This is a genomic window from Enterobacter sp. ECC_219_Taxon_10 (assembly GCF_058354905.1).
The window spans coordinates 2,195,640-2,212,291 of record NZ_CM178005.1 but is presented as its reverse complement, the minus strand read 5'-3'; the positions used below and the strand labels follow the sequence as shown (position 1 = coordinate 2,212,291).

At 57.2% G+C, this 16,652-nt stretch carries 19 protein-coding genes; 13 read left to right on the top strand and 6 right to left on the bottom strand.

The genetic code is table 11. The features are described from left to right. The first annotated feature begins 156 nt into the window (after positions 1-156). From puuD to AC4ICF_RS10580, 9 genes are all read left to right on the top strand, one after another. Complete coding sequence (gene puuD, locus AC4ICF_RS10620; RefSeq protein ID WP_302218667.1) at positions 157-921, top strand: gamma-glutamyl-gamma-aminobutyrate hydrolase; 765 nt, start codon at positions 157-159, stop codon at positions 919-921. Between the two features lie 25 nt (positions 922-946). After that, entirely contained in the window at positions 947-1,504 is a 558-nt protein-coding gene (gene puuR / locus AC4ICF_RS10615) for an HTH-type transcriptional regulator PuuR (RefSeq protein WP_013096835.1), read from the top strand. 157 nt (positions 1,505-1,661) lie between these two features. After that, a complete protein-coding gene (gene puuC / locus AC4ICF_RS10610; protein WP_316379017.1) occupies positions 1,662-3,155 on the top strand; it encodes an aldehyde dehydrogenase PuuC in 1,494 nt (497 codons plus the stop codon). Beyond that, positions 3,152-4,432 carry an NAD(P)/FAD-dependent oxidoreductase gene (locus AC4ICF_RS10605; protein WP_316379016.1) on the top strand — a complete coding sequence of 427 codons (1,281 nt, stop codon included), beginning with the start codon at positions 3,152-3,154 and terminating at the stop codon, positions 4,430-4,432. The genes puuC and AC4ICF_RS10605 overlap by 4 nt, the downstream gene beginning before the upstream one ends. Before the next feature lie 25 nt (positions 4,433-4,457). Beyond that, complete coding sequence (gene puuE / locus AC4ICF_RS10600) at positions 4,458-5,729, top strand: 4-aminobutyrate transaminase (RefSeq protein ID WP_233002442.1); 1,272 nt, start codon at positions 4,458-4,460, stop codon at positions 5,727-5,729. A 150-nt stretch (positions 5,730-5,879) separates the two neighbouring features. Beyond that, the gene (locus AC4ICF_RS10595; RefSeq protein WP_316379014.1) at positions 5,880-7,367 is read left to right on the top strand and encodes a carboxypeptidase M32; all 1,488 of its coding nucleotides are present in this window, start codon (positions 5,880-5,882) and stop codon (positions 7,365-7,367) included. Positions 7,368-7,595: 228 nt separating this feature from the next. Next, positions 7,596-7,970 carry an acid resistance repetitive basic protein Asr gene (gene asr / locus AC4ICF_RS10590; protein ID WP_032642591.1) on the top strand — a complete coding sequence of 125 codons (375 nt, stop codon included), beginning with the start codon at positions 7,596-7,598 and terminating at the stop codon, positions 7,968-7,970. Between the two features lie 93 nt (positions 7,971-8,063). Further along, on the top strand, positions 8,064-8,147 hold the full coding sequence (gene ydgU, locus AC4ICF_RS10585; RefSeq protein WP_021241182.1) for a small membrane protein YdgU: 84 nt from the start codon (positions 8,064-8,066) through the stop codon (positions 8,145-8,147). A 102-nt stretch (positions 8,148-8,249) separates the two neighbouring features. Next, positions 8,250-9,071 (top strand): trypsin-like serine peptidase, encoded by an 822-nt coding sequence (locus AC4ICF_RS10580; RefSeq protein WP_163329111.1) that lies wholly within the window; start codon positions 8,250-8,252, stop codon positions 9,069-9,071. Between the two features lie 38 nt (positions 9,072-9,109). Here the strand turns inward: AC4ICF_RS10580 and mdtI are convergent, their stop codons facing one another. From mdtI to AC4ICF_RS10565, 3 genes are all read right to left on the bottom strand, one after another. Next, the gene (gene mdtI, locus AC4ICF_RS10575; RefSeq protein ID WP_116340271.1) at positions 9,110-9,439 is read right to left on the bottom strand and encodes a multidrug/spermidine efflux SMR transporter subunit MdtI; all 330 of its coding nucleotides are present in this window, start codon (positions 9,437-9,439) and stop codon (positions 9,110-9,112) included. After that, positions 9,426-9,788, bottom strand: a complete 363-nt coding sequence (gene mdtJ, locus AC4ICF_RS10570; RefSeq protein WP_116341143.1) for a multidrug/spermidine efflux SMR transporter subunit MdtJ — start codon at positions 9,786-9,788, stop codon at positions 9,426-9,428. Before mdtJ ends, mdtI begins: the two co-directional genes overlap by 14 nt. Before the next feature lie 118 nt (positions 9,789-9,906). Beyond that, on the bottom strand, positions 9,907-10,077 hold the full coding sequence (locus AC4ICF_RS10565; protein ID WP_420094871.1) for a protein YdgV: 171 nt from the start codon (positions 10,075-10,077) through the stop codon (positions 9,907-9,909). A gap of 133 nt (positions 10,078-10,210) precedes the next feature. On the opposite strand from AC4ICF_RS10565, the gene AC4ICF_RS10560 reads away from it, so the two are divergent. Further along, positions 10,211-11,245 carry an AI-2E family transporter gene (locus AC4ICF_RS10560; RefSeq protein WP_316379013.1) on the top strand — a complete coding sequence of 345 codons (1,035 nt, stop codon included), beginning with the start codon at positions 10,211-10,213 and terminating at the stop codon, positions 11,243-11,245. A 3-nt stretch (positions 11,246-11,248) separates the two neighbouring features. On the opposite strand, the gene AC4ICF_RS10555 is transcribed toward AC4ICF_RS10560, so the two are convergent. Together AC4ICF_RS10555 and AC4ICF_RS10550 are read right to left on the bottom strand one after the other, a co-directional pair. After that, entirely contained in the window at positions 11,249-12,196 is a 948-nt protein-coding gene (locus tag AC4ICF_RS10555) for a zinc-dependent alcohol dehydrogenase family protein (RefSeq protein ID WP_316379012.1), read from the bottom strand. A gap of 28 nt (positions 12,197-12,224) precedes the next feature. Further along, positions 12,225-13,250: an LLM class flavin-dependent oxidoreductase gene (locus tag AC4ICF_RS10550; RefSeq protein ID WP_163329107.1), complete on the bottom strand. Its 1,026-nt coding sequence runs from the start codon at positions 13,248-13,250 to the stop codon at positions 12,225-12,227. 178 nt (positions 13,251-13,428) lie between these two features. Between AC4ICF_RS10550 and yajD the strand changes: the two genes are divergently transcribed. After that, positions 13,429-13,776: an HNH nuclease YajD gene (gene yajD, locus AC4ICF_RS10545; protein ID WP_003857471.1), complete on the top strand. Its 348-nt coding sequence runs from the start codon at positions 13,429-13,431 to the stop codon at positions 13,774-13,776. Positions 13,777-13,804: 28 nt separating this feature from the next. On the opposite strand, the gene AC4ICF_RS10540 is transcribed toward yajD, so the two are convergent. Beyond that, on the bottom strand, positions 13,805-14,590 hold the full coding sequence (locus AC4ICF_RS10540) for a MipA/OmpV family protein (protein ID WP_192981452.1): 786 nt from the start codon (positions 14,588-14,590) through the stop codon (positions 13,805-13,807). A gap of 124 nt (positions 14,591-14,714) precedes the next feature. On the opposite strand from AC4ICF_RS10540, the gene AC4ICF_RS10535 reads away from it, so the two are divergent. Continuing rightward, on the top strand, positions 14,715-15,410 hold the full coding sequence (locus AC4ICF_RS10535) for a response regulator (RefSeq protein WP_316379011.1): 696 nt from the start codon (positions 14,715-14,717) through the stop codon (positions 15,408-15,410). Beyond that, positions 15,407-16,603 carry a sensor histidine kinase gene (locus AC4ICF_RS10530; protein WP_192981456.1) on the top strand — a complete coding sequence of 399 codons (1,197 nt, stop codon included), beginning with the start codon at positions 15,407-15,409 and terminating at the stop codon, positions 16,601-16,603. The genes AC4ICF_RS10535 and AC4ICF_RS10530 overlap by 4 nt, the downstream gene beginning before the upstream one ends. Positions 16,604-16,652 lie beyond the last annotated feature (49 nt).

Below are 16,652 nucleotides of genomic sequence, written 5' to 3'. Positions count from 1 at the left end.
CACCCTATCGAATCTGTATGCAAATAAAATGTTTGTCAAATGTTAAATTAAGTTTGCAAAAGGCAGATCTCGTTGCTAGATTGAGAAAATATTGAACGAAAAGGCCGTTTCACAGGCGAAAATGGCCTAAATTTAGTCCACTTTGTGAGGGCGATCATGGAAAATATAATGAACAAGCCAGTTATTGGCGTGGTGATGTGCAGAAACAGGCTTAAGGGTCATGAGACCCAGACCCTGCAAGAAAAGTACCTGAATGCCATTATTAACGCGGGGGGCTTACCCATTGCCTTACCGCATGCGCTGGCAGAGCCAGAGCTACTTACCGCTCTGCTGCCCACCCTGGACGGGATTTACCTGCCGGGCAGCCCAAGTAACGTTCAGCCGCACCTTTATGGTGAAAACGGCGATGAGCCTGACGCCGATCCCGGGCGAGATCTTCTGAGTATGGCGCTGATTGGTGCCGCGCTCGAAAGGCGCATCCCCATTTTCGCCATCTGCCGGGGGCTGCAGGAAATGGTTGTTGCGACGGGAGGGACGCTGTATCGCCGCCTGTTCGAGCAGAACGACCTGCTTGAGCACCGGGAAGACCCTGAACTGCCGGTTGAGCTACAATACGCCCCGTCTCATGAAGTTCAGGTTCAGGAGGGAGGACTGCTGTCTCAATTAATACCAGGCTGTAACACATTTTGGGTAAACTCGTTACACGGGCAAGGTGCACGAACGTTAGGACCACGGCTTCGCGTGGAGGCCCGCTCGACGGATGGGCTGGTCGAAGCGGTCAGCGTTCAGGACCACCCTTTTGCCCTCGGCGTGCAATGGCACCCCGAATGGAACAGCAGCGAGTACGCCCTGTCACGCATGTTGTTTGAAGGTTTTATCACCGCCTGTCAAAGCCACATTGCCGAGAAGCAACGGCTTTGACCTCTACCGTAAAGGAAATGCAACTATGAGCGATGACGGACTGGCGCCAGGGAAACGTCTGTCTGAGATCCGCCAGCAGCTGGGTCTCTCGCAGCGGCGTGCCGCCGAACTGTCTGGGTTAACACACAGTGCCATCAGCACCATTGAGCAGGACAAAGTCAGTCCTGCCATCAGTACGCTGCAAAAGCTGCTGAAAGTTTATGGGCTGTCGCTCTCGGAATTCTTTTCGGAACCGGAAAAACCTGATGAACCGCAGGTGGTTATTAATCAGGAAGACCTTATCGAAATAGGCAGTCAGGGGGTTTCGATGAAGCTGGTTCATAACGGAAATCCGAACCGTACGCTGGCGATGATTTTTGAAACTTACCAGCCTGGAACCACGACCGGAGAGAGGATCAAACACCAGGGTGAGGAGATCGGTACGATACTGGAAGGTGAAATAGTGCTGACCATTAATGGCCAGCCTTATCACCTGGTTGCGGGGCAGAGCTATGCCATCAATACCGGCATACCGCACAGCTTCAGCAACACCTCGGCAGGCATCTGCCGCATTATCAGTGCCCACACCCCCACCACGTTCTAATAACCACTCAGTCCCGGCGTAAGCACGCTTACGCCGGGACAAATAAAAACGATCAATGTCGGCATTCAACGGGTTAATTCCCGGGATGCCTCACGGCTTCGTATTGCCTGAAACGGCCATGCCTTTATTTATCTGATTGCGAAAGAAAGGAGTGAATATGCATTTTCAGCACCTGACTTACTGGCAGGATAAAGCAAAAAACAGCGCCATTGAGACCCGGTTATTTATTAACGGTGCCTATTGTGACGCCGCCGATAACGCCACGTTTGAAACCGTCAATCCTGCTACCCAACAGACGCTGGCGAACGTGGCCCGGGGAAAGCAAGCGGACGTGGACCGCGCAGTTCAGGCCGCGCGTGAGGTATTTGAGCGCGGTGACTGGTCGCAGGCGTCTCCGGCGCAGCGCAAGGCCGTGCTGAATAAGCTCGCCGATTTGATGGAACGCCACGGCGAAGAGCTGGCCTTACTGGAAACGCTGGACACCGGTAAACCCATCCGCCACAGCCTGCGCGACGATATTCCCGGCGCGGCTCGCGCCATTCGCTGGTACGCCGAAGCGGCGGATAAAGTCTACGGCGAAGTGGCGCCTACGGGTCCAGGCGAGCTGGCGATGATCGTGCGCGAGCCGATCGGGGTTGTCGCTGCCATCGTCCCCTGGAATTTCCCGCTGCTGCTGGCCTGCTGGAAGCTGGGCCCGGCGCTGATCGCGGGCAACAGCGTGGTATTGAAACCGTCGGAGAAATCGCCCCTCACCGCCCTGCGGCTGGCCGGGCTGGCGAAAGAGGCGGGCCTGCCTGACGGCGTGCTGAATGTGATAAGCGGTTACGGCCACGAAGCGGGCCAGGCGCTGGCACTGCATCCGGAGGTCGAGGTGCTGACGTTTACCGGCTCTACCCGTACCGGCAAGCAGCTGTTGAAGGACGCGGGAGAAAGCAACATGAAGCGCGTCTGGCTGGAGGCGGGCGGCAAGAGCGCCAACATTATCTTTGCCGACTGTCCGGACCTGGACAAGGCCGTGAGCGCGACCGCCGCCGGGATTTTTTATAACCAGGGGCAAGTCTGTATCGCCGGTACCCGCCTGCTGCTCGAAGACAGCATCGCCGATGACTTCCTGGCAAAGCTAAAAGCGCAGGCCCGTCACTGGCAGCCGGGCGATCCGCTCGACCCCGACAGCACGATGGGAATGCTCATCGACGCTGCGCACGCCGATACCGTCCACACGTTTATTCGCGAGGGAACCCGGAAAGGTACGCTGCTGCTGGACGGGCGGGAACAAGCATGGCCTTCCGCAGTGGGTCCCACCATTTTTGTCGACATCGACCCAGCCTCCCCGCTGTGCCGGGAGGAGATTTTTGGGCCGGTGCTGGTCGTCACCCGTTTTAAAACCGAAGAAGAAGCCTTAACGCTGGCCAACGACAGTGAATATGGGCTTGGCGCGGCGGTATGGACCCGCGATCTTTCCCGCGCGCACCGCATGAGCCGCCGCCTGAAGGCAGGCTCGGTCTTCGTCAATAACTATAACGACGGCGATATGACCGTACCCTTTGGCGGCTATAAGCAGAGCGGCAACGGTCGCGACAAGTCCCTGCACGCGCTGGAAAAATTTACCGAACTGAAAACCATCTGGATTGCCCTGGAGCCTCAATCATGACCGAACATACCACCAGCTACTACGCGGCCAGCGCGAACGCTTACGAACCTTTCCCGACGCTAAACGAGTCGATCAGCTGTGACGTGTGCGTGGTGGGCGGCGGCTATACCGGCCTCTCCTCCGCGCTGCATCTCGCCGAAATGGGCTACGACGTGGTGCTCCTTGAAGGAGCGCGCATCGGTTTCGGCGCCAGCGGACGCAACGGCGGCCAGTTGGTTAACTCCTACAGCCGCGATATCGACGTGATTGAGAAAAACTACGGCCCCGATGCCGCCAGAGTCCTCGGGAGCATGATGTTTGAGGGCGGGGAAATCATCCGGGAGCGTATCCAGCGCTACCAGATCCAGTGCGACTATCGTCCCGGCGGGCTGTTTGTGGCGCTAAACCATAAGCAGCTGGAGACGCTGGAGGAGCAAAAAGCCAACTGGGAACGCTACGGTAACACGCAGCTGGAGCTGCTGGACGCTAACGCCATCCGCCGGGAAGTTGACAGCGAACGCTATACCGGCGCGCTGCTGGACCGCAGCGGGGGACACATTCATCCGCTGAACCTGGCAATCGGCGAAGCGGACGCCATTCGCCTCAACGGCGGGCGGGTGTATGAACAGTCCCCGGTGACCGCCATTCAGCACACCAGCCCGGCCGTGGTGAGCACGCAGCATGGCCAGGTGACGGCCCGCTATGTGATCGTCGCCGGGAATGCCTATCTGGGCGATAAGATAGAACCGGAGCTGGCAAAACGCAGCATGCCCTGCGGCACCCAGGTGGTGACCACCGCCCCGCTGCCGGAAGCGGTCGTCCGCACGCTGATCCCCAATAACTACTGCGTGGAGGATTGCAACTACCTGCTGGATTACTACCGTCTCACCGCCGACAACCGCCTGCTGTACGGCGGTGGCGTAGTCTATGGCGCGCGCGATCCGGACGATGTCGTGCGTCTGGTGATGCCAAAGCTGCTGAAAACCTTCCCGCAGCTGGCAGGCGTCAAAATCGACTACCGCTGGACGGGCAACTTCCTGCTGACCCTGTCACGCATGCCGCAGTTTGGTCGTCTGGACAAGAACATCTATTACATGCAGGGCTACAGCGGTCACGGCGTGACCTGCACCCACCTGGCCGGACGGCTGATCTCGGAACTGTTGCGCGGTGACGCTGAGCGCTTTGATGCGTTTGCCAACCTCCCGCACTATCCCTTCCCGGGCGGTCGCAGCCTGCGGATTCCATTTACGGCGATGGGCGCGGCGTACTACAGCCTGCGCGATCGTCTTGGCGTATGATCGTTTCGACAAAAGGGTATCTGACATGAGTAACCAGGAATTTCATCAACGCAGACTTTCTGCCACCCCGCGCGGCGTAGGCGTAATGTGTAATTTCTTTGCCCGCACGGCGGAGAATGCCACCCTCACCGACGTGGAAGGCAATGACTATATTGATTTCGCCGCCGGGATAGCGGTACTGAATACCGGCCATCGTCACCCTGAACTGGTGGCCGCAGTGGAAAAACAGCTTCACCAGTTCACCCACACGGCCTACCAGATTGTGCCGTATGAAAGCTACGTTTCCTTAGCCGAAAAACTTAACGAGCTGGCCCCGGTGCAGGGCCCGGCCAAGACGGCGTTCTTCACAACGGGCGCGGAAGCGGTGGAAAATGCCATTAAAATCGCCCGGGCCCACACCGGCAGACCGGGTGTGATTGCCTTCGGGGGAGGCTTTCATGGCCGAACCTATATGACCATGGCCTTAACCGGCAAGGTCGCGCCCTATAAGCTGGGGTTTGGTCCGTTCCCCGGGTCGGTTTATCACGTGCCGTATCCCTCTGAGCTGCACGGCATTACGACGCAGGATGCCATCACGGCGATAGAGCGCCTGTTCAAAGCGGATATTGAGGCGAAACAGGTGGCGGCGATTATTTTTGAACCCATCCAGGGTGAAGGCGGATTCAACGTCGCCCCGCCAGAGCTGGTGGCCGCCATCCGCCGCATCTGCGATGAGCACGGGATCGTGATGATTGCTGACGAAGTGCAGAGCGGCTTCGCCCGTACGGGTAAACTGTTTGCCATGGAACACTACGCGGACAAGCCCGACCTGATGACGATGGCGAAAAGCCTGGCAGGCGGAATGCCGCTGTCCGGCGTGGTGGGCCGCGCCGAAATCATGGACGCGCCGGCTCCCGGCGGTCTGGGAGGAACCTATGCAGGCAACCCGCTGGCGGTGGCTGCCGCGCACGCGGTGCTGAATATTATCGACAACGAGTCACTGTGCGCCCGCGCCTGCCATCTGGGCGATCGACTGAAAGCCACGCTGGAGGAGATTCAGGGCAGCTTTCCTGCGCTCGTGGCAATAAGGGGAAGAGGATCGATGATTGCGGCGGAGTTTTTTGACCCCGAGAGCCGTGAACCTTCGGCCGCCATCGCGCAGGCGATCCAGCAAAAGGCGCTCGCCCAGGGCCTGCTGTTGTTGATCTGCGGCCAGTACGGCAACGTGATCCGCTTCCTTTATCCGCTGACGATTCCGGATGCCCAGTTCACCCAGGCGCTGGCGATCCTGCAACAGGTTATGCGTGATAAGTCCTGAGTGCCCACCGAAAACCGTCTCCCGGAATGCCGGGGACGGTTTCAACGGAGGAGATCGGCACAGATTTCCTCTGTGTGGGAAATGTTGGGGAATTTGGTCTGTTTCATTGTATGCTCCATGAAACACATCCCTGGCATGAGGAAATAAGAATTGCAAAAAACATCAGCCTATCAATCACTTGTCAAAACCTTCCAGCGTCTCTCCCGCTTCTCGCACCTCTCCTCCATCGCCAACTGGGACATGTTCACCATGATGCCGCCAGGCGGCAGCGCCGCGCGCGGTGAAGCGCTGGCGGAAATGAGCGTTCTGCAACATCAGATCCTGACCGATAAAAAAGTCGGCGATCTGTTAGCGGCCGCAGCAGGAGAAGATCTGAACGACGTTGAACAGGCTAATCTGCGCGAAATGACGCGCCACTACCAGCAGGCGACCCTGCTGCCGGAATCGCTGGTGGAAGCCAAATCGCTCGCGGGAAGCAAATGCGAGCACGCCTGGCGCACACAGCGCCCCGCCAACGACTGGCAGGGCTTTTCCGCCAACCTGAAAGAAGTGGTGAAACTCAGCCGCGAAGAGGCCCGCCTGCGCGCCGAAGCTAAAGGCTGTACGCCATACGACGCGCTGCTGGACATTTTTGAGCCGGACATGACCAGCGCCCGCCTGGACGTGCTGTTTGGCGATATGAAAACCTGGCTGCCGGACCTGCTGGCAAGCGCGGTGGAGAAACAGGCTCAGCGGTCGTTCGTTCCGCCGCAGGGCCCCTTCCCGACGGCAACCCAGCGCGAGCTGGGTCTGGAAGCCATGAAGATGCTCGGCTTCGATTTTAACAGCGGACGGCTGGACGTAAGCGCGCACCCGTTCTGTGGCGGCGTTCCGGAAGACGTGCGGATCACCACACGCTATGATGAAGACGAACTGCTCAGCGCGCTGTTTGGCGTGATCCACGAAACCGGACACGCGCGCTATGAACAAAACCTGCCGCGTACGTGGGCAGGCCAGCCCATCGCCCTCGCCCGCTCAACCGCGATCCATGAATCCCAGAGCCTGTTCTTTGAAATGCAGTTGGGGCGCAGCGAAGCCTTCCTCAAGCACCTCCTCCCTGCGGTACATGCCCGCTTTGGCAGCCAGGCAGCGTTTAGCGAAGAGAACTTTATTGCCTGGAACCAGCGCGTTAAGCCTGGCTATATCCGCGTCGATGCGGACGAAGTGAGCTACCCGGCACACGTGGTGCTGCGCTATGAGATTGAGCGCGCGCTGATCAACGGCGAGATCGAGGTGGACGATATCCCCGCCCTGTGGGATGAAAAAATGCAGGCCTGGCTCGGGTTATCCACCAAAGACAACTACCGCAACGGCTGCATGCAGGATATCCACTGGACCGACGGCGGGTTTGGTTACTTCCCGTCATACACGCTGGGCGCGATGTATGCCGCGCAGCTGTTCCATGCGGCAAAGACCGCGCTTCCGGGACTGCAGGCTTCCATCGCCGAAGGCGATTTTTCCGCCCTCTTTGAGTGGCTGCGTCAGAACATCTGGCAGCACGGCAGCCGCTTCAGCACGTCGCAGTTAATCACCCAGGCGACGGGCGAGGATCTGAATATTCGTTACTTCCGCGAACATCTGACCTCGCGCTATTTGTAATCTGTTTGGCCGGGGGTGAGGGACCTCAAGTAAAAGAGCCGTATGTTCCCCCTCACCCCAGCCCTCTCCCTCAAGGGAGAGGGGGGCGTCCGTGCAGAACCCCGGCCTTGTACATATGGTTACACGCCGATACCAATCACTCACGGAAACCCCGAATTTACAGGGATATAGTTATTTCAACGGCCCCGCAGTGGGGTTAAATGAAAAACCAAATTCGAGGGTATGAACATGAAAAAAGTATTAGCTCTGGTTGTTGCCGCTGCTATGGGTCTGTCTTCTGCTGCGTTCGCTGCTGAAACCACCGCTGCACCAGCGGCTGCGGCACCTGCTGCAACGACCACCGCGGCGCCAGCAAAAACCGTACATCACAAGAAACACCATAAAGCCGCTAAACCGGCTGCAGAACAAAAAGCGCAGGCGGCTAAAAAGCACCACAAAAAAGCCGCTAAACCAGCCGTAGAGCAAAAAGCCCAGGCTGCGAAAAAGCACCACAAAAAAGCCGCTAAACCAGCCGTAGAGCAAAAAGCCCAGGCGGCGAAAAAGCATCACAAAAAAGCAGTAAAACACGAAGCTGCTAAACCAGCTGCACAGCCAGCTGCGTAAGAGTACAAGCTTAACCGTGCCCTGCGGGGCACGTTGGTAAACCGGCGCTGAACCGGAAAAGGTTCTGCGCCGTTTTTTTTATCCGGAGGGCGTATGCTGCGACGCTATCGGTTTGAGCTGATTCTGATCCTGCTTATTTTATGCGCGCTCATCGCAAGCCATTTTTATCTTTCCTGACTGTAGCACGCTGATTTTACTCCCACTTTAGCGCCGTCCCGTCTATAGTATTTTCATAGGGTTCACTTTTAATAATCATAATTACCCCCACCAGAGTGTGATATGCGTAAATCTGTTGTGTTGTTGCTGGGAACGTTTGGCCTTTTTTCTGGATTCTCACAGGCGGATGATGGCGATGATGGTGCCATTAGCGCGAAAGAGCTAAAGACGCTTTTTTTCGGTCATGACGATCGTACTCGCGTCTCCGACCCTACCCAGGCCCCCTGGGATGCGATCGGGCAACTGGAAACCGCCAGCGGTAACCTGTGTACTGCAACCCTGATTACCCCGCAATTAGCTCTGACGGCGGGCCACTGCCTGTTGACGCCGCCCAACGGTAAGCCAGACAAAGCGGTAGCCTTACGATTTGTGTCGCAAAAAGGGATCTGGCGCTATGAAATCCACGGCATTGAAGGCCGGGTTGATCCTTCTCTCGGGAAGCGCCTGAAGCCGGATGGTGACGGCTGGATAGTGCCGCCCGCGGCAGCCTCATGGGATTTTGGCCTGATTATTTTACGCTACCCGCCTTCGGGTATTACGCCGCTGCCCCTGTTTGACGGAGATAAAGCGGCGCTGACCGCCGCGCTGAAAGCCGCCGACCGCAAGGTGACGCAGTCTGGCTATCCGGTCGATCATCTGGATGCGCTCTACACCCACACGGACTGTATCGTGACGGGCTGGGCACAAACCAGCGTGCTTTCGCACCAGTGCGATACGTTGCCGGGCGACAGCGGTTCACCGCTGATGCTGAAAACCGATAACGGCTGGCAGCTGATTGGCGTTCAAAGCTCCGCCCCGGCGGCGAAAGACCGCTGGCGAGCCGATAACCGGGCCCTGTCCGTCACCGGCTTTCGCGATAAGCTGGAAGCGCTGGCTAAAGAGTAAGCCAGCGCAGTTGTCGGTGAGTAAGGGTTACCGATTGATCAGGCGAGTTTTATCATGATCATGCCCGCAAGCAGCAATATCAGCCCTATCCAGCCTTTATTATTTAAACGCTGCCCAAAAAGCACCCACCCGGCGGCCAGGGTGGCGGCGATACCAAAACCGCCCCACAGCGCATAGGCCACTGAAAGATCGATACCTTTGACCGCCTGTGACAGGGCGCTAAACGCTCCCAGCACCGCGGCAATCGACATCAGGCCGTATATTTTACGGCGAAAACCGTCGGAGAATTTCAGCAGAACGTTAGCGAAAATTTCCAGCACGATAGCGAAGCCCAGCCAGGCCGCATGAACCCATTCAAACTGTTGCATGGTTCTGCTCCTTCTGCTGTTTAGTCGGTTTACGGGTACCTGATTTAATCAGCACGATGCCCGCAACCAGCGTCGTTAATCCTGCGATTTTCATTGTTGTTAATGTTTCGTCAAATATCAGGACGCTGAACAGCGTAATCAATAAAATACCAATACCTTCCCACAGCGCATACGCCACACCCAGCGCAATTTTTTTTACCGCAAACGAAAGGAAAATATAAGAAAGTGAAATCATCACCAGCATTAAAATAAAACCGGTATTACCCTCGCTGACGCTTGCCCACTTCATAGACAGCGTGCCGGTAATTTCAGCGACAATCGCCAGAGCTAATAAGATCCAGTAAAACATGTTTTTCTCCTGCTTGAGAATATAATCCATCGTGGCCCGCCGCATGCAGCAAACCCAAAAAATATGAAATTAAATCAGACAGCTAAGCGCGTAGCGCCAGCTCAGGCAGAAGAGATAACTATAGTGCGGTGCGCCAGTGTTGCTCACCAGCAAGCAGGGAGAAGGAGGTGGTAAATACAGCAGTGTTGTTTGAAGAATACGTCCTGAACAAATTGTCCATAAAATTACAATTATCCGCGTTGTTGCTTCTCGTCTTTGCGGATGAAAATTGTCCTCGGTAGTTGAACACGCTAGATTTGTACCATAAGCCAGGATTTTACTCAAAGTCTTTTCAATTCTTTACCCATTCCGTTTGATTTTGGTTAGTTTATTGCAGGGCGTTTACCCTTTATTATGAAGAAAAAGCGTTTTTCGGAGTCACCGTGGCTAAACCCATTATTACCCTGAACGGGATAAAAATTGTCATCATGCTGGGCATGCTGGTGATCATACTGACGGGCGTTCGTTTTGCCGCCGACATCATTGTGCCCTTTATTCTGGCCCTGTTCGTTGCGGTGATCCTTAACCCGTTGGTACAGCGCATGACGCGGCTGCGCATCCCGCGCGTGCTGGCCATTACCCTGCTGATTAGCGTCATTATTTTGGCCATGGTGTTACTGGTTGCTTATCTGGGTACCTCGCTGAACGAACTGGCGCGAACGCTGCCGAAATACCGCTCCTCGCTGGCGATACCGCTGCTGCAGCTTGAGCCCTGGCTACAGCGCGCGGGAATAGAAGTCTCCGTTGAGGAGCTTCTTAAATATATCGACCCTAATGCGGCCATGACGATTGTCACAGGCCTGCTGACGCAGCTTTCCAATGCCATGACCTCCATTTTCCTGCTGTTTTTAACGGTCGTGTTCATGCTGCTGGAGGTGCCACAGCTGCCCGCAAAGTTACAGCAAATTATGGTTCGTCCGGTTGAAGGAATGGGGGCTATTCAGCGCGCGCTGGACAGCGTTTCCCGCTATCTGGTACTGAAAACCGCCATTAGCCTGGTTACCGGGGTGGTGGTCTGGGGAATGCTGGTGGCGCTGGACGTTCGCTTTGCGTTCGTCTGGGGGTTACTGGCGTTTGCGCTCAACTACATTCCCAACATCGGCTCCGTGCTGGCGGCGATCCCCCCTATTCTTCAGGTGCTGGTGTTCAGCGGGTTTTATGATGCGCTGATTCTGCTGGCCGGCTATCTGGCGATTAATCTGGTATTCGGTAATATTCTTGAACCACGAATGATGGGACGCGGGCTGGGGCTTTCGACGCTGGTCGTCTTTTTGTCCCTGATTTTCTGGGGCTGGCTGCTCGGCCCCGTAGGCATGCTGCTCTCCGTTCCGCTGACCATCATCGTGAAGATTGGTCTGGAACAGACGGCGGGCGGGCAAAGCATCGCCGTACTGCTGAGCGATATGAGCCATCAGTAGCCGTCATTCCGCCATCGACAGGAGGGGCTTGCTTGCCCTTCCGCCTTCCCGATAAACCCTGAGCGCCTTCTGCCAGTCCGTCAGAGGGTATACCGTACCGGGGCTGTACTCGCTGGCGCGCATCCGGGGCCAGATTTGATCGAACTCCGCGCGCCACGCCTCAGCGCTGAGCCTGTCCAGATAGTTACGAATATGGAACCACGCCACGCGAGGCAGGGGCCGCTGCTGGCGGAAGGTCTGCCCGGAGAGCAGCCCATAGCAGACAAATATACCCTGCTCAGGCATCACGTTCAGGATCGCTTCCGCAAGCGCCCCGCCGGTTGCATCGTAAACGACGTCGGCACGCGAGGCGACGCTGGCGTTCTTCTGCATGTCATGCTGTGCGACAGGAACAATCCCCATCGCCGCCAGCCGCTCGGCGTGAACGGGCGAACGATGAATACCGTACACCGCGTCTGCCCCCGCCAGACGCGCCCACTGCCCGAGCAGAACGGCGCAATCCGAACCGGCGGCCGTGAGCAGCACCCGCTTTCCCTGCGGTGGATAGTGGGTCAGCATCATCTGCGCCGCCAGAGGATTGATATAGGCCCGCGCGGCCAGGCATGAATCGAGATCGTCCGGAACGGGGATAGCATACTCTGCCGGGCAATCGACATAGCGCTGCCAGGTGCCCTGCCCGCGCAGCGGCAGAACGCGTTTACCCTCCAGATGCGCAAACGACGCGGGCGCCTGAATGACAACGCCGACGCCTTCATACCCCGCGACGGCGGGTAACGGAGTTCTGTGGCGATAGGCGCCGGTAATGGGAATGAGATCGGACGCGTTCACCGGCGCAAACAGCATTCGCACTCGGAGGTGCCCCGGTGCAAGCGCGCCCGTCGACGCGGTTTCAGGTTGCAGAACAGATTCTGGCTCGCCAAAACGGCGATACCAGAGGGCCAGATTTTCCATTACGATCTCACGGCTGACGGCGGAATACCTAATCGCGCCAGCCCATTGCCGGTGCGACATGTTTGAGAATGGACTCAATCACGTGCGCATTGTAATCCACACCAAGTTGGTTCGGTACGGTCAGTAATAATGTATCAGCCTCGGCAATCGCCTCGTCCTTTTTCAACTGCTCTATCAGCTTGTCAGGCTCTGCGGCATAGCTGCGTCCGAAGATCGCGCGCGTTTTCTCATCGAGATACCCCACGCTGTCGCTGTCGTTGCGGCTGGCGCCGAAGTACATCCGGTCGCGGTCGTCCATCAGGGCAAAAATACTGCGGCTGACCGAGACGCGCGGCTCACGCGCATGCCCGGCCTCTTGCCAGGCCTGGCGGTACGCGCGGATCTGTTTTGCCTGTTGAATATGGAACGGCTCGCCGGTTTCATCGTCTTTCAGGGTTGAGCTTTGCAGGTTCATTCCCAGCTTTGCGGCCCATACGGCCGTCGCATTCGAACCGGCACCCCACCAGATACGCTCCCGCAAACCTTCTGAATAAGGCTCCAGGCGCAGCAGCCCCGGAGGATTTGGGAACATCGGCTGTGGATTCGGCTTTGCAAACCCTTCGCCGCGCAGTACCTCAAGCAGCACCTCGGTATGACGGCGCGCCATGTCCGCTTCGTTTTCCCCTTCCTGCGGGACATAGCCGAAATGACGCCAGCCATCAATGACCTGCTCCGGGGAGCCCCGGCTGATGCCAAGCTGTAAACGACCGCCGGAAATCAGATCCGCCGCGCCCGCATCTTCAGCCATGTACATCGGATTTTCATAGCGCATATCAATCACGCCGGTACCGATTTCGATGGTTTTCGTTTTGGCGCCGATTGCGGCCAGCAGGGGGAACGGCGAGCTAAGCTGTCGGGCAAAGTGGTGCACGCGGAAATACGCGCCGTCTGCCCCCAGCTCTTCGGCCGCCACGGCCAGGTCGATGGACTGCAGCAGCGTATCAGCCGCCGAACGCGTGCCGGACTGCGGAGAAGGCGTCCAGTGACCAAATGATAAAAACCCGATCTTTTTCATAACAGTGTGTCCTGATAATGCGTTGCGTTCTCTCTACTTTACGCATTACCCGGTGAGAATAAATGCCGTTTATTTAACGGAAAGCGTCAAATAAATTGACGGAATTGAGCGGTTCGTCATTCCGCTTCATAATGGGATATAATATCCCCCACTTTTTTCATGGCAGGTAAAACCGGCAATGGCTCTGATCCCTAAAAACTACGCGCGACTGGAAAGCGGCTATCGCGAAAAAGCATTAAAAATCTATCCCTGGGTCTGCGGACGCTGCTCGCGGGAGTTCGTCTATTCCAACCTGCGTGAATTGACGGTTCACCATATCGATCACGACCATACCAACAACCCGGAAGATGGCAGCAACTGGGAGCTGCTGTGCCTGTTTTGCCATGATCACGAACATTCGAAATACACCGAAGCGGATCAGTACGGCACCACTGTGGTCGCCGGTGAAGACGCCCAAAAAGACGTGGGCGTCGCCACGTTTAACCCGTTTGCCGATTTAAAAGCGATGATGGATAAGAAGAAATAATCCCCTCGCCCACATCGCGCTCCGCGAATTAGAATGTCCAGGTGATAGCGGCGGTTGCAGACCCCTCATTGCGCCGCATCACAATCGGGCTATCATTGGCATGGTCGCCAAGCCAGGTATAGTCCGCACTCAGCACCGTCCCCCAGTGGGCATCGAACTGATGGCTCCAGGTCAGACTGGTTTCGACGCCATAAAATCCACCCGGCGCTGAATAGCGGCGATATCCGCTGCGGCGGCTCTGCTGCTCGCTGACCCCATACCAGGTATTCAGATAATGGCTGTCGCCAAACAGGGCCGCAGACTGAAAGGCGACCGTATCCTGGTTATTTTGTACGGGGACTAGCGTCACGGAGGCCTGATAGCTGGCCCCCTGGCTGTCCGTTAAAGGCAGCGTCGCTTTCCCCTCCACACTCAGCCAGGGCGCGGCCTGCCAGCCCACTGCAAGGCCGGTATTCAGGGTGGTATCAATGTCCCCCATCCCTTTCAGATTGTTTGCGCCCTCACGCCAGCCAGAATTTTTCTCAGCCCTTCCGAAGTCATAGCCCAGCGTGTGTTCGAAGTACCAACCGCTGTCGTTTTGCAGGTCATATCCCACCCCTTTTTGCGCATCAATAAAGAAAGCGCCTTTACGACCCTGCAGCACTGGAACCACCTGCCACACCTGCTTGTCTGAGCCTGAGTAACGTGGGGCATACTGTCCCCCCAGCCCGACGGTTAAGGAATCGGACGCGGAGCCATCATCCGCCTGCGCGCCGGACGTCACGACCATCAGAAGCGGGACGGACATATACAGGACTTTTTTTATCGCTATCATACTGCTCTCCATACAGACGCTGGCGTCACCTGATACAGGGGCGGCCACATAATGTTGGCGCAGTATGATTTGGCTGAATCAATGAATCGTCGGGATAGTGTTAAGAAATGGTCAAGGTGAACGGATGTTGTCCAGAAGAGTGCTGATTATTGAAGATGACGCCGATGCGGCTGGCGTGCTCGAAGCCTATTTACGGCGTGAAAATTACGACGTGACCATTACCGGAGACGGTCTTTCCGGGTTGGATATGGCGCAGCGGTGGAAGCCCGACCTCATCCTGCTGGACGTGATGCTGCCGGGGCTTAACGGCACCGAGGTGCTGGCTGGTGTGCGCCGTAAAAGCGATGTGCCGGTGATTATGGTCACGGCCATGGGGGATACCCCCGACCGCATTGGGGCCCTGCGGTACGGTGCCGATGATTACGTTGTGAAGCCTTATCATCCGGGGGAAGTGGTGGCTCGGGTACAGGCGGTGCTGCGGCGCAGCAGTAAAAAAGAGACAGACGAAGCGATCCTTCGCTGGCAAACGCTGGAGGTGGATGTGGGCGCCATTGTGGCGAGCGTGGATAACGGCAGCGACGCGCCTGTGATGCTCGATCTTACGCCAACGGAATTCTCGATTCTGGCAACGCTGCTGCGTTCTCCTGCGCACCCGTTCTCCCGCCAGTATTTACTGGAACACTGCTTGCCGGAAAGCGAGGCGCTGGAGCGCGTGGTGGACACCCATATTTATAACCTGCGTAAAAAACTCGAAGTGGCGGGTATTTCCGGCGTGCTGATCAACGTTCGCGGCGTGGGTTACAGGTTCAGACAGCCATGATAAAAAACCGGCACTCGTCTCTGTGGCGCTGGATTTGCGCCCGCATCTTAGCGCTGGCCATCGGCAGCGTGATCGTCATTGCCACCTGCATGTGGCTACGTTATGCGGTGCAGAACTACTGGATAATGGGCAAAATGCCAGCGGCGGTCCGGCAGGAGTTTCTTACGCTCAGCCAGAACCCGCAGGCCAATCCGGCCCGCTTCCACACGATTGTGGACACCTGGTGGGGCCTGAGCTACTCCACGCCGTCTATCGCCTCAGCCGACTGGGTCACGGTGGCCCTGCTGGTGCTGGTAATGATCCCGTTTATTGTGGTGATGGGGCTAAAACACGCCCGGCCGCTGGCGCAGCAGTTCAGCCGCCTTCGCGATGCAGCAAAGGATGTCGCCGACGGGCAGTTTGGCCGTCAGGCAGAGCTCATCAAGGATGCACCGGCGGAAATGGTCAGCTTTGCGACCGATTTTAACTCCATGACGGGGCAACTCGCCCGCTATGAAAAAGAGCTCCGCGCCTCACACGTCGCGATGGCGCACGAGCTGCGCTCGCCCCTGACGGCCGCCATTGGGCGTCTGCAAGGCATGTTAGACGGCGTGTTTGATGCCAGCCCGGCGCAGCTGGGCATGGTGATGAAACAGCTCCAGCACCTCAACCGCCTCACCGATGAGCTCCACCTTCTCTCGTTGGCCGACGCGGGTAACCTTGTGCTGGAGGACCAGCCGTTCTGTCTGGATGAGCTGATTCAGGAGCGGGCAGCCTGGATCATGCCCCAGGCTGATGCGCATAATTTCCGGATAATCCTTCGTAACCCGCGTACCTGCCCCTTCAGAGGCGATGCGTTCCGCCTGGGACAGGTCGTTACTATCCTCATGGAAAATGCGCTACGTTACGGACGCGATGGCGGCCACCTTGAGGTGGCACTGTACTACGCACGCGGGCATTACACCCTTGAATTTACCGATGACGGGCCGGGCGTATCGCCCCAGTTTTTACCGGAAATGTTTAAACGTTTTAGCCGCGAGGAGCAGTCCCGCGCGCGGCATTCCGGCGGCAGCGGCCTCGGCTTGTCCATCGCACGGGCGATTTGTCAGGCGCATGGGGGTGAGATTAGCGCGTCATTACCGGAAACCGGCGGCCTCGCCGTGCGCATTTTGCTGCCCTGGCATCCGTCCGATAATGAAAATCGCCACTCTTGATAAAGCCTTGACAGAACATCGAATCTTTCTCGACGTAGCGCGCATTTAA